Source organism: Paenibacillus sp. OSY-SE (assembly GCF_000283315.1).
Lineage (GTDB): Bacteria > Bacillota > Bacilli > Paenibacillales > Paenibacillaceae > Paenibacillus_B > Paenibacillus_B profundus.
In genome coordinates this window covers 199,558-212,629 of the sequence record NZ_ALKF01000204.1, presented here as the reverse complement: position 1 = coordinate 212,629, position 13,072 = coordinate 199,558, and the positions used below count along the sequence as shown (strand labels likewise).

Here is a 13,072-nt window from a genome sequence, read left to right as displayed (position 1 = left end):
TCACTTCAAGGTCATCACCAGGATATTCTACCTGCTGTTCATTTATACTTTCGTAACCGGCGCAAATGCCGCCAGGAGACGCTTTACACCGACAGGCGCCGGGAAGGCAATCTGCAGCTCCGTATCGGTACCCGTCCCTTTGACGGAGACGATGACGCCGACGCCCCACTTGGCGTGGGACACTTTGTCGCCAGCTTGGATGCTGCCGTCTTGCGCTCCATCCTGCTTCGCCTTGTCGAGCGAAGTCGTGACAGTGACGCCACTGGCGGCCGGTGCCTTGCTTCCTGGAGTGGATGTGCGCCATCCGCCCGGCGCCTGGCTTGACGCGCCTGTGCCGGACGCTTGGTTCGCTCCTGCGCCTCCGGCGTAGCCGAGACCGCGCCCGCCATAGGAGGCGGAGGATGCATTGCGGCCGTAACGGTCGCCCCCGCCGTAGCGCGTGCCCGACGAAGATGCGTCTTCCATCAGTTCTTCCGGCACTTCCCTGAGGAAGCGTGACGGCGGGTTCGCATTCGTCCGGCCGAACAGTGTGCGCGTTCGTGCACACGTCAGGAAGAGCTGCTGCTCTGCGCGCGTAATGCCTACATACGCGAGACGGCGCTCTTCTTCCAGCTCCTCGTTGTCGCTGAAGGCGCGGCTGTGTGGGAAGACTCCCTCCTCCATACCGATGATGAAGACGACAGGGAATTCCAATCCTTTGGCGCTGTGCATCGTCATGAGGATGACCGCGTCTTCTTCCTCTTCGTCGGTATCATTCACCGAATCAATGTCCGCGATGAGAGCCAAGTCGGTCAGGAACGACACGAGCGACTTGTCATCATTGCGCTGCTCGAATTCCTGCGTTACCGACAGGAACTCCTCGATGTTCTCAAGCCGCGCCTTCGATTCCAGCGTGTTCTCCCGATGCAGCTCAAGCTTGTACTCAGACATCTCCAGCACTTTTTCCGTCAATTCCGTGACAGATAAATATTCAACCATGTGATGCAAGCCATCGATCATCGACCGGAATTCACGCAGTGTGCCCTTGGTCTTTGGAGCGATGTCCAAGTCGTCCATATTCGCTATGACTTCCATGACCGACGTGCCTCGTGCCGACGCCGCGTCGGACAGCTTGGCTAACGTCGTCGCCCCAATGCCCCGCTTCGGCACATTGATAATGCGCTCCAAGCTGATATCATCGTTCGGGTTAGATATTAACCGCAAGTATCCTAGCAAATCCTTAATCTCTTTGCGGTCGTAGAACTTGATGCCGCCGACGATCTGATATGGAATTTCGGACTTGATGAGAATTTCCTCTATTACCCGGGACTGGGCATTCGTTCGGTACAAAATCGCGTGATTGCTGTACGATGTGCCGGTCATCTTGTTCTTCTTAATTTCCGCCGTCACGAAATAGCCTTCATCATGTTCCGTATCCGCTTGATAGACTTTAATCTTATTTCCCTCGCCGGAGTCGGTCCACAACTTCTTCGGTTTACGGCCCGTATTCTGCTTAATGACTTCATTCGCCGCATTCAAAATATTCGCGGTAGACCGATAGTTCTGTTCGAGGAATATTGTGGTTGCCTTCGGGTAATCTTCCTCGAAGTTCAGAATGTTCGTAATGTCCGCCCCACGCCAGCGGTAGATGGACTGATCACTATCCCCCACCACGCAAATATTATGATGCTGATCTGCGAGCATGCGGCACAGCATGTACTGCGCACGGTTCGTATCCTGATACTCGTCAACGTGAATATATTTGAACTTCTTCTGATAAAAGTCGAGCACTTCCGGCACTTCCTTGAACAGATGGATTGTCGACATGATCAGATCGTCAAAGTCGAGCGAGTTGTTGCTCTTCAGCCGCTTCTGGTACAGCTTGTACACCTTCGCGACGATACCGTCGAAAAAATCGCCAATCTTCTGCTCTAGCCGTTCCGGGGAGACAAGCTCATTTTTCGCACTGCTGATGGCCGCTTGCACTGCCCGGGGTTCAAACTTTTTCGTATCAAAATTTAATTCCTTCATGCAGCCTCGAATGACAGACAACTGGTCCGCCGAATCGAGAATGGAGAAATTGGACGTATAACCGATTCGTTCGATATCTCGGCGCAGAATGCGCACACACATCGAGTGGAACGTAGATACCCAAATGTCCTGTCCTTCCGGACCGACTAGCTTCGCTACCCGATCCTGCATTTCACGGGATGCTTTGTTCGTAAATGTAATGGCCAGGATGCTCCATGGCGCAGCTTTGCGCGTAGCGATAAGGTAAGCGATACGGTGCGTCAGCACGCGCGTCTTCCCTGATCCCGCTCCCGCCATAATAAGCAGCGGCCCTTCTGTCGCCTCTACCGCGCGGCGCTGCTCTGGGTTAAGGCGCTTAATCGCATCCTGAATGTCAATACTTGCTCGTGAAGCTCCCGTCTGTGCACCTGATTCTAAAAATTCAAACATAAGTGCGCAATCTCCTTTCTGTTGGACAAGTAGAACAGGCATGATCAATCCGTGTCTAGGGATGTGCCGATTCTGCTAGATGAATCAGCAATAGATTTGTTCAATGAAAAATAACCTGACTGATTCATCGCTGATCCAAAAATAAATCTATCCTCTCGGCTGGTATGCCGATGTCTCATTCTTGTGTTCAATCATATTTCCTATTTTAATGGCGCTACCTTCACGGCGTCTACCGTAGCTAAGGCCGCATCCAAATCTTCATATACTATGTTACCCACCACGACCGTATCTGCCGCTGCGGCTGCTGCTCGTGCTTGCTCCATCGTGCGGATACCGCCACCGTAGAACAGCTGAGCCTGACGAAGAGCACGCTTAACCTCGCTCACCCGCTCCATATCGCCATACATGCCGCTATATTCGACGTACACGATGGGGAGACGCATTAGCTTGTCCGCTATTTGCGCATACGCGACCGTTTCAGCGATTGTTATACTCGCATCCGCCTCCGTAATCTTAGCCGCCGTCGCGTCAGGATTTAATATAATGTAGCCTTCTGGTATTAGCAAATCCCACGGAATCATGTAACCATATTGCTGTATCGCACGCTGATGCTGCCCGATGATCCAATCCGGATTCGGTGTATTCAGCACCATTGGGATGAGGTACGCGTCGAATCCCGGCACCACGGCATCCAGATTGGACACCTCCAGCACGACCGGCAGCTCATACCGCCGAATGCGCGACAACAGATCCACCGTATTCTCAAACGTTACCCCGCTCGACCCGCCGACTACGATTGCATCCGAGCCGGACATACATATCCTGTCCAGTGCTTCATCGCCAATTTCTTTATCTGGGTCCAATTTGAACACGTGCCGCCACGAGTCTATAGGTATAACAGGCGTATTCAAGGTTGTGTTCCTCCATGTCCGTCGCTCTTTTACGCATAATGCAATACACATGCCTCGATCAATATTGCTACATGCGTAAAGGCTGCATGCTGTTCAAAATTGCATGTCTCCGCCAAAGAGCGTTCGCTTCATTTATGCTCGTATATATAGTGTACCAAAGTTAAGTCTAAGGGTGCACGTAGGGGGTGTCAATGAAGAGAAGGATGAATATATAGGTTGCCTACAATAAAGAGAATGTATGTTCTTATTGTAATAAAAACGGGAAGAGTTGTCACGGTGAAAATGATGGAGAAGTGTATTGCGTTTGCAATTTGAAATACACAATGCAGAAGGATGCAATGACCGCATAGATTGAAGATTAGAGTACACGGACGACAATGACGGCAATAGCAATCCACATGGCTGAACCGAGTATTAGCGCGATAACCCAACCGCGTCCTACTTCCGTGTGATCGGTTTCCATATCTTTTTCATGTTGGCTCATGATACAACAACTCCCCAAAGCGTGATGGTATTCACAGTTTGGGGAGAAAAAAGTTTAATTTATACCTTTTTCGTACAAGTATTTTAGTAGGCATTTTTATTAATAAATCCGTTCATAATTGTCTTCCAAATAATTTTAATATCAAATAATAAAGACCAGTTTTCAATATAGAATATATCGTAACGAATCCGTTCCTCAATTGAAGTGTCTCCGCGTAAGCCGTTGCTCTGAGCCCAGCCAGTAATGCCCGGGCGGACATGGTGCTTCACCATATATTTCGGAATTTCCTCTTTGAATTGTTCCACAAAATACGGACGCTCCGGTCTTGGACCAACTACGCTCATATGTCCGAAAAGCACATTGAAGAACTGAGGAAGTTCATCCAAGCTGGTCTTTCGCAAGAAAGAGCCAAACTTCGTACGACGCGGATCATTTTCCGTTGTCCACACCGTGTCTGATGTATTCTGCTTACTCACCTTCATTGAACGGAACTTGTACATCATAAAGTGACGCCGGTTCAATCCAACCCGCTCCTGCCTAAATATGATTGGACCCGGGGAGGTTAACTTTAGCCCTATCGTAATAACAAGCATAACTGGCAGCGTTATGATGATGGCCACTAATGAAAACGCAATATCAAAGGCTCGCTTGAGCACCCTGTTTCGCAGTACATCGAGCGGAATATCACGCACGTTAATCATTGGCATACCCGCAAAGTTATCAAAGTATGGTCGTGAAGGCAGATAGTCGAAGAAGTCCGGAATGATGAGTGTACGCACTCCTGCTTTTTCACATGTTTCGATAATGTCTGGGAATTTATGATGTGCGTCTAACGGGAGAGCAACAATGACTTCATCGATCAACTTGTCATTCAGTACTCGCTCTAATTCATTCAAAGTTCCTAAAATTGGTTCATACCGTTTCTCTTCAATGAAATCCCACTCTGCCCGATCATCTAAAAACCCGATAACCTCATAACCCATTTCCGGGTAATTCCGCAAATTTTCATAAAACCGTTTCCCTAGTGTGCCTGCTCCTAGAATAATGATAAATTGCTTGTTATACCCTTTATGACGTAAGGAGCGCAACATAATCTTGACAGTGTATCGATAGACGATAGTTCCCATTGTTGCAGTCCCTACGAAGACCGCCAGGAATTCACGGGATATATGGATTTGTTTGAAAAAGAACAACAAACTAAGCAACACGAACAAGCTAATCGCATGCGTTTGAATGATGCGAACAAGCTGATCCGAGAACCGCTTTTTCCGATGGAAATGATATAGCGAAGACATGGTGCCAACAACAATAACGGTTGCTGCGTATACAACTCCCCAACCCATATAAGTCCTGTAAGACAATGAGCCATCGTTATCCAACCAGCCACTATCGAATTTTACCCACCAAGCCAATCCGAATGCGATCGCGATGACGAGAATATCGAAAATCATATATATTTTCGACAAAAACTTCTGATTTTTGCGAATCATGTATAAGAACCTCATTTTACCGTATTTGATTAAGACCATTATACTAGAGATTCATACTGTAAGGGAATGGTTGTTATTTATTTGTTTGCGGTCTCCGAAAAATGGCCAAGCCTTTCGCTATCGCGTTCAATGTCAAAGCTGCAGCCAACTTTGCACCCATACCGGCATACATTAGCGCGTTCACCCAAAACGGATATTGCTTTTTGAAATGTTTATTGTAGAGGACATATATCGCTCTATGAAATTCATACGTGATTTTAAAAGGTTTATTCCGGCTGCTTGCCCGCTTATAGTGAACAATTTTTGTCTTTGGATAGTAATAGTTAACCCAGCCTGCCTGCTTTATGCGGTAACACCAGTCAACATCTTCCCCATACATAAAAAAGTCTTCATCCAGCATCCCGACCTGCTCTATCGCCTCACGTCTCACCATCATGAATGCTCCAATTAAGCAATCAATCGGATAAGCCTCATCAGGGTCTAAATCTTCACGGTGGTACGCATTGATTCGCGGATTTTTGGGGAACAGCTTCGATAAGCGAGACACGTAAAAAAACGTAGCTGAAGGAGTTGGAAATCCTCTGCGGCACGCTTTATCCAGTGTCCCATCCGGCAGAACGACTTTGCAGCCCGACGCCCCAACTTCAGGATGCTCATCCATAAACCGAATCATAACATCGAGCGTATCCGGTTGAATAACTGTATCGGAATTAAGCAGAAGAATATAGCGTCCATTAGATATACGCATGCCCTGATTGTTGGCTCTAGAGAAGCCCAGGTTATGTTCGTTGGCGATAAGCTCGACTTGCGGGTATTTTTGCCGGAAGACTTGAACGGAGTCATCGCGTGAAGCGTTGTCGATTAGGATGACCTCGTATTGGTAGTCAGTTACGGATTGATAGACAGACTCCAAACAGTTAAGGGTTAATTGCCTAGTATTATAGTTGATGATAATGATGGATAGATCTATCATTTTAAAATATCCCCTCTAATCATCATAAGTCGAATTACAAGATTATCCAATGTTGACTGACGGTTTAAATGTGTAGTAACAGCCTATCTCATTCGCCATAATATTCAGCGATTCGGAAGCATAAATCGCTGTAATTCGATCTCAAATCCAAAGGTAGCTGCTCTTCAGCATCGTTCAAACTCTTTGGTTTAGTTCCAATAGATTTTAGCCTCTCAATGCTTCAAGTAATTTTTTTTATTTCTTATTCGCGTATCTTTAATACCACTTTGTCCACCTACAATGTTGCTTTGATGCTACCGATAATAAAATAGTTGGTTTCATATTATATATTATCATATATGACTTTCCCAAATGCAGAAACGACTAAATATGCCCACCAGTCATAAATAACGATACTTTTAGAATGAGGCACATTCTTCTTCATCATTTCTTTTAAGCCCCGAAATTGGATTTGAGTTTAGCACACTTAACAGTGTAAGCTAAATGTAGAACCAATGGAGGGGGACTATGCAACGGAGAAGATTCACATTTAAAATCAAACACCATCTAAACTAAGCAGCTCAGGGAATGCGGCGTAGGTAGCCCGCCGCTATGCATCGCTCCTAAGATACTTTATCGTTGCATGAAGCAAGCATAACTTAGTAACTGGCAGCATACAGTTCCAACCTCGAAGGCTGTTGCAACGTATACGCCTTCCCCCACAAGAGTTTCGATCGCTGGAGAGCGAAAATAAGCACTTAAAAGAAATCTGGCGACTTCGGGTATTATAAAGTATTTTTGTTGAGTTAGCATTCTAATAAATTTGTATTTGTATAATGAAGAAGAAAGAGCCTTTTAAAAAGTGCCGCAAAAACTAATATTCTAGGATAACTTATAATTCACTAAAAAAGCTTAACATAGTATAATGAAAGTCTACATAGACACCTTATGTCGACATATGCATATTAATCAGATATAAACGTAAGCCTTGATATTAACAAAGAAACCTAATATATAAAAATCACAGTTCACAAAGCAAACTATCTAATTTTCATAATTAGATTACATTTTGATTCACCTATTTCGTTTTGCGAAGGGGTCATTTAAATAATTGAAAGAAGGTATTGTCTTGAGTTCAACATGCAGTGTATGTAATTCAGAAGCAAGCATTAGAATGAGGTTGACAAATGATGTATATTACTGCAAAAAATGCAAATTATACTTTGCACCTGATGTACGGTTTAATCAAAGCTATATTTCTGAATTAGATGAAACAACTCGTTATAAGGCATTGGAAAGTTTACGTTATAATAATTTTTCAATTATAATAGATAAATTAAAAAAAATTACTGAAAAATCAGGGCAACTAGTTGGATTAGAAGTTGGGAATGGATATGGATGGTTCTTGGACATTGCCAAGAAAAACGGAATAAGTTGTGTTGGAATCGAACCAGAAGAAGAGATGTTTAACTTTTGCGTTAGCAAAGGTCACCAAATGGTTAGGGGGTTTTTTCCCGATGACCTAGTTAATGAAGATTTGTATGATTTTATCATTTTTAATGATGTATTGGAACATATTCCTGACATAAACTTGGTGGTTGAAAATTGTTATAAAAGACTGAAAGATAATGGCTATGTAATAGTTAACATCCCTCTACATACCGGTTTCTTCTATCGGATAGGGAGTGTCTTTTATAAATTGGGTATCACCACTTTTATGAACAGACTCTGGCAGTTTAATTTCCATAGTCCTCATTTTTATTATTTTAATCATAAGAGTTTGAAAAAAGTTTTTGAAAAGAATAGTTTTAGTCTAGTCGATAATCATAAACTTGAGAGTATTGATTCCACAGATATTAAAAGTCGTATTCTTATGGATAATAGTTTAAAAAAATATGCCAATATTATTAGCCCTCTCATCAAACTATCTTTACTAATTAAGGGTATTTTCCCTGAAGACATCGGTTGTTTTTATTTCAAAAAAAATAGTTGATTAAAGTAAACCAAAGGAATCTCTTCCTGCGGTGTACTTTAATTTTAATAGGCATTTTTTGTTTATGAAACGTTCAGTATCGTCTTCCAGATATTTTTAATATCAAATAGCAAAGACCAGTTTTCTATATAGAAAATATCATAACGAATGCGTTCCTCAAGCCAAATGTCAAAAACGCTTAACACCCGGTTGCGCACCACATCAAACGGACACGTACGTTAATCATCTACATCACGGCAAAGTTATTCAGAGTACGGCCGCGACGGCAAAAAACTGTGGTGCGCATTGAATGGGATGTTTTGGATCAGAAGCGGTATAAGGCGATATTGGGGACGCTTGGCAATTAGAGCGTGTCATGAACGAGAAGCTTAGCCATCCAAGGAACCGTCCGAGAGAACGGCTTTGTACCGTGCCGTCCCGACCTGCGGATGCTCACCCATAAAGCGAATCATTATATCGGGCGTTTCCGGTTGGATGACGGTGTCAGAGTTTAGAAGCAGGAGGTAACGCTCTTCCGCAATGCGCATGCCTATCGTTTTGGAAAAGCCCAGGTTGTCCTGGACCATCACCTGCGGATATTACTGCCGGAAGACTTGTTATGGATGATGGCGGATAGATCTATCATCTTAGTATATCTCCTTTAATCATCATAAGTCGAATTACGAGATTATCCAACGTTGACTGTCGGTATAGATGTGAAGTCAATGCATATTTTATCCTTCCTAATATTCCTCGACTCGGAAGTAGAAACTGTTGTAATTCAATTTTCAACTCAAATGGGAGCTGCTCCCCCCAGCATCGTTCAAACTCTTTAGCTTGGTTCCAATAAACTGTCGTCTCACAATGTTTCAAATAGTTTTTCCATTTTCTTGCCAACATATCTTTAATCCCGCTTTGTCCACCTACAACATTATTTTGATGCTGCCGATAATAAATACTTGGTTTTCCATCATAAATCACTTTACCAAATGCAGAGACGACTAGATACGCCCACCAGTCATGCATGATGATATTTTGAGGATGTGGTATATTACACTTCATCATATCAAATGCTCGACGATTTATCATAATCGTGGCTCCAACTGCTATATTCTCTACCAGTGCATTAAAAAAAGATGGCCCTCGTTGTGGAACTGGGGGCCAGCAGTTGATAGGCTGTAACGCATCATCCACCATGAGTGTAGGAGTTAGATACATCATAGGTATATCACGAGAATTTTCGCTTAATGAACGTATGCCTCTTTCCAGCTTATCTGGCATCCACACATCATCTTGGTCACAGAAACATATATACTCCGTATCATCATGGATATAATCGGAAATCAGTTCAAAAAAACTTGCAATAACTCCAATATTTTTTTCATAAAAAGCTTCAATCTTGTTTGGATAGTTAGCCACATATTTATGAATAATTTTCGATGTATTGTCAGATGAACCGTCATCACGTATCGTAATGAAGAAATGAGAATGGGATTGCTCCAGTAGACTATCAAGCTGTTCCGCCAAATATTTCTCCCCATTATAGGTTGAAACAAGAACCTGAACTTTGCCTTGTTGCTCCCCCATACTCATTCACTTCCCATTCTAATGTTGATTTATATAATCTTGTAGCGCTTCTCTCCAATGTCGGATTGGAGCAAAGCCATTTACTCGTATCCCCATCGGTTCCATAGCTGAATATCGAGGCCTTGGCGCCGGACGTGGAAATTGGTCTGTCGTGCACGGTTCAACTGTGACAGGGATTTTTACCTGTTCAAAAATGGCCTGGGCAAATTCATACCATGTGCATATTCCCGAGTTAGTAGCATGATATATACCATACTTCTCTGTCGTTGTAAGTTCCTCTAAAAATAATGAAAGATCACATGTATACGTTGGCGAACCCCATTGGTCATTAACTACCTGCAGGGAGTCGCACTCTTTTCCTAGTTTCAACATCGTCTTGACGAAATTGCTACCTGAAGCTCCATACACCCAGGAAGTTCTTACAATAAACCACCGGGAGCATAAGGACTGTACCAATTGTTCCCCTGCCCGTTTCGATTTTCCATACACGGTCAATGGATTAGTATTGTCATATTCATAATAGGGGCTTGAGCTGGTCCCGTCAAACACATAGTCCGTACTAATGTAACACATTTTGGCCTTCACACGTTCTACAGCAACGGCGATGTTTCTGGTTCCGATAGCATTAATCAAGTAGGCATTATCTTGATCCGTTTCCGCATTATCGACAGCTGTATAGGCTGCACAGTGAATGACTGTATCTGGCTGTAGTTCCGAAATGGCATCATTACAAATCTGGTCATCCGTGATATCTAATTTCGCTCTACCCAGTCCAACAACATCATGTCCTTTTTCAGAAAAAAGGCGGACTACGTCCGCACCTAATTGCCCATTAGCGCCTGTAACGAGTATTCTCATATCCTACTCCCCCAGCCGTTTCCTATATTGTTGTTCGTAATAAGTTTGGTATGCGCCAGACTGTATTCTTTCCCACCAAGTCCGATTATTCATATACCAATCAATTGTTTCTTTAATTCCTGTTTCCAAAGTATGCTTAGGTTTCCAGCCGAGTTCGGTCGTTATCTTAGTCGCGTCAATTCCATAGCGACGGTCATGGCCGAGTCGGTCTTCAACGTATTTAATTAATGATTCTGGCTTTCCAAGCTGCTCTAGTATCGTTCTAACAATGTGGATGTTCGTGCGCTCATTATTACCGCCTACATTATAAACCTCACCATTACGACCTTCGTGGATAACGAGATCGATTGCACTGCAATGATCCTCAACGTACAACCAGTCACGAATATTAAGCCCGTCCCCATATATCGGGAGCCGCTTATCATTCAAAGCATGGGTTACCATTAATGGGATAAGCTTCTCAGGGAACTGATAAGGCCCATAGTTATTCGAACAGCGCGTAATATTTACAGGAAGGCCAAACGTTTCATGATACGACCGTACCAGAAAATCTCCTCCGGCCTTGCTGGCTGAATATGGGCTATTCGGCGTTAGCGGAGTCGTTTCCGAAAACAATCCCGTTTTTCCAAGAGAACCATAAACCTCGTCCGTCGACACTTGAACGAATTTTGAGACTCCGTGCTTTTTGGCCGCATCGAGAAGTACTTGTGTTCCTAGTACGTTCGTCTTTACAAATATTGCAGGTTCTAAAATACTGCGATCTACATGAGATTCTGCCGCAAAGTTAACAACTACGTCGACACCTTCGCTAAATAATTGGCCCATCGCTTCGGCGTCTGCAATATCTGCTTTCACAAAACGATAATTTGGGTTGTCTTGAATATCAGTCAAGTTCTCGAGATTACCAGCGTAGGTTAGCGCATCTACGTTGACAATTATATTGTTAGGGTATTTTCTCAGCATGTATATGACAAAGTTGCTTCCGATGAATCCGGCTCCACCAGTTACGAGTAATTTCACTTGACTATCCCCTATTCAAAATTTATTTCTGCTTCTTTAAGGACAGGATGTGCCTTGTCCTTATCAGACAGTATAGGATATGTTGTTGACCAATCAATACCCAAGGCCGGATCATTCCATAGAACGCCACGATCATGCTCCGGTGAGTAGTATTCATCCACTTTATATAAAACCTGAGTATTTGGCACTAAGGTGCTAAAACCATGTGCAAATCCCTTTGGCACCAAAAGCTGACGGTGGTTATGCTCACTTAGAATTACTCCAACCCATTGCCCAAATGTCGGTGACTTTTTACGTATATCAACAATGACATCATAAATTGCTCCAGAAATCACTCTAACTAACTTCGTCTGGGCCTTGGGATTAAGCTGATAATGCAATCCTCGAACTACGCCTGTCTCAGCAGACAGCGATTGATTGTCTTGAATGAAATTGAATGAAATCCCTTGTTCCTTCAGCTTCTGTTCATTATAGCTTTCCATAAAAAAGCCCCGGTGATCCCCATGGATTACCGGTTCGATAACATATGCGCCTGCGAGGGATAAAGCTTCTACTTTCATGTCTTAAACACTCCTTACAGCTTCAATTTCCCAAATTCCTCACCAAACGTAATATCCTTGGCAAGCTCATTCGCCCGTGCAAGTGATGCATGAGTACCAGCATCTGTCCACCAGCCTTGAAGAATATCGAACGTAAGTTCATTCCGCTTTATGTAAGCGTTATTGACGTCTGTAATTTCAAGTTCTCCACGACCAGAAGGTTTAAGTGTTTTGATAATATCGAATACTGTGGAATCAAACATGTAGATTCCAGTTACTGCGTAATTACTTTTTGGTTCTTGGGGCTTTTCCTCAATAGACATAATATGATCACCTTGTAATTCTGCAACACCGTAACGCTTAGGATCATGCACTTGTTGCAGAAGTATTTTGGCACCACGTTTTTGCTGGCGGAAATTATCTACGTATTGGGCAATATCATCTTCGAATACATTATCCCCCAGTATAACGATCATCTGATCGTCACCCACAAACTGTTCAGCTAAATCAAGTGCTTGAGCAATACCACCCGCTTCGTCTTGAACTTTATAGGTAAAGCAAACTCCCATATCGCTCCCACTGCCAAGGAGATTAACGACATCTCCCATATGTTCTTTACCTGTGATAATAAGAATATCCTGAATGTCAGCTTGCTTCAATTTATTTACCGAGTGAAATATCATTGGGTATTTGCCCACTGGCAATAAATGTTTATTTGTTACTTTTGTTAGAGGGTAAAGGCGCGAACCAGTGCCGCCTGATAGAATAATCCCTTTCATATCTATCCATCCTTACTAAGTTATTTTAATTAGTGTAAATA

12 protein-coding genes and 1 pseudogene are annotated in these 13,072 nt (G+C 43.5%); 1 reads left to right on the top strand and 12 read right to left on the bottom strand.

The genetic code is table 11. The annotated features are described in order from the left end of the window. Positions 1-42: 42 nt before the first annotated feature. The 5 genes from pcrA to A372_RS0130825 form a co-directional block, all read right to left on the bottom strand. Entirely contained in the window at positions 43-2,439 is a 2,397-nt protein-coding gene (gene pcrA / locus A372_RS0130845) for a DNA helicase PcrA (protein WP_019424808.1), read from the bottom strand. 200 nt (positions 2,440-2,639) lie between these two features. After that, the gene (locus A372_RS0130840) at positions 2,640-3,350 is read right to left on the bottom strand and encodes a heptaprenylglyceryl phosphate synthase (protein ID WP_019424807.1); all 711 of its coding nucleotides are present in this window, start codon (positions 3,348-3,350) and stop codon (positions 2,640-2,642) included. Positions 3,351-3,708: 358 nt separating this feature from the next. Continuing rightward, positions 3,709-3,834 (bottom strand): hypothetical protein, encoded by a 126-nt coding sequence (locus A372_RS39195; RefSeq protein WP_019424806.1) that lies wholly within the window; start codon positions 3,832-3,834, stop codon positions 3,709-3,711. 83 nt (positions 3,835-3,917) lie between these two features. Next, positions 3,918-5,324 (bottom strand): undecaprenyl-phosphate glucose phosphotransferase, encoded by a 1,407-nt coding sequence (locus A372_RS0130830; RefSeq protein ID WP_019424805.1) that lies wholly within the window; start codon positions 5,322-5,324, stop codon positions 3,918-3,920. 73 nt (positions 5,325-5,397) lie between these two features. Beyond that, the gene (locus tag A372_RS0130825; protein WP_019424804.1) at positions 5,398-6,297 is read right to left on the bottom strand and encodes a glycosyltransferase; all 900 of its coding nucleotides are present in this window, start codon (positions 6,295-6,297) and stop codon (positions 5,398-5,400) included. Between the two features lie 1,090 nt (positions 6,298-7,387). Between A372_RS0130825 and A372_RS0130820 the strand changes: the two genes are divergently transcribed. Beyond that, a complete protein-coding gene (locus A372_RS0130820) occupies positions 7,388-8,269 on the top strand; it encodes a class I SAM-dependent methyltransferase (protein WP_157259870.1) in 882 nt (293 codons plus the stop codon). Here the strand turns inward: A372_RS0130820 and A372_RS39730 are convergent. The 7 genes and pseudogenes from A372_RS39730 to A372_RS0130790 form a co-directional block, all read right to left on the bottom strand. Then, positions 8,270-8,439: pseudogene (locus A372_RS39730) on the bottom strand (sugar transferase); the annotation flags it as partial. Between the two features lie 198 nt (positions 8,440-8,637). After that, a complete protein-coding gene (locus tag A372_RS0130815) occupies positions 8,638-8,838 on the bottom strand; it encodes a hypothetical protein (protein ID WP_157259864.1) in 201 nt (66 codons plus the stop codon). Positions 8,839-8,890: 52 nt separating this feature from the next. After that, positions 8,891-9,835, bottom strand: a complete 945-nt coding sequence (locus tag A372_RS0130810) for a glycosyltransferase family 2 protein (RefSeq protein WP_019424801.1) — start codon at positions 9,833-9,835, stop codon at positions 8,891-8,893. Between the two features lie 18 nt (positions 9,836-9,853). Further along, positions 9,854-10,693, bottom strand: a complete 840-nt coding sequence (rfbD, locus tag A372_RS0130805; protein ID WP_019424800.1) for a dTDP-4-dehydrorhamnose reductase — start codon at positions 10,691-10,693, stop codon at positions 9,854-9,856. Positions 10,694-10,696: 3 nt separating this feature from the next. Continuing rightward, positions 10,697-11,713: a dTDP-glucose 4,6-dehydratase gene (gene rfbB / locus A372_RS0130800; RefSeq protein WP_019424799.1), complete on the bottom strand. Its 1,017-nt coding sequence runs from the start codon at positions 11,711-11,713 to the stop codon at positions 10,697-10,699. 11 nt (positions 11,714-11,724) lie between these two features. Then, the gene (gene rfbC, locus A372_RS0130795; RefSeq protein ID WP_019424798.1) at positions 11,725-12,273 is read right to left on the bottom strand and encodes a dTDP-4-dehydrorhamnose 3,5-epimerase; all 549 of its coding nucleotides are present in this window, start codon (positions 12,271-12,273) and stop codon (positions 11,725-11,727) included. A gap of 14 nt (positions 12,274-12,287) precedes the next feature. Then, positions 12,288-13,031: a sugar phosphate nucleotidyltransferase gene (locus tag A372_RS0130790; RefSeq protein ID WP_019424797.1), complete on the bottom strand. Its 744-nt coding sequence runs from the start codon at positions 13,029-13,031 to the stop codon at positions 12,288-12,290. Between the last annotated feature and the right edge of the window lie 41 nt (positions 13,032-13,072).

Coding starts and splice junctions, on each gene's coding strand:
- pcrA (WP_019424808.1), bottom strand. CDS start 2,439: ATGTTTGAATTTTTAGAATCAGGTGCACAGACGGGAGCTTCACGAGCA.
- A372_RS39195 (WP_019424806.1), bottom strand. CDS start 3,834: ATGAGCCAACATGAAAAAGATATGGAAACCGATCACACGGAAGTAGGA.
- A372_RS0130830 (WP_019424805.1), bottom strand. CDS start 5,324: ATGATTCGCAAAAATCAGAAGTTTTTGTCGAAAATATATATGATTTTC.
- A372_RS0130825 (WP_019424804.1), bottom strand. CDS start 6,297: ATGATAGATCTATCCATCATTATCATCAACTATAATACTAGGCAATTA.
- A372_RS0130810 (WP_019424801.1), bottom strand. CDS start 9,835: ATGGGGGAGCAACAAGGCAAAGTTCAGGTTCTTGTTTCAACCTATAAT.
- rfbD (WP_019424800.1), bottom strand. CDS start 10,693: ATGAGAATACTCGTTACAGGCGCTAATGGGCAATTAGGTGCGGACGTA.
- rfbC (WP_019424798.1), bottom strand. CDS start 12,273: ATGAAAGTAGAAGCTTTATCCCTCGCAGGCGCATATGTTATCGAACCG.
- A372_RS0130790 (WP_019424797.1), bottom strand. CDS start 13,031: ATGAAAGGGATTATTCTATCAGGCGGCACTGGTTCGCGCCTTTACCCT.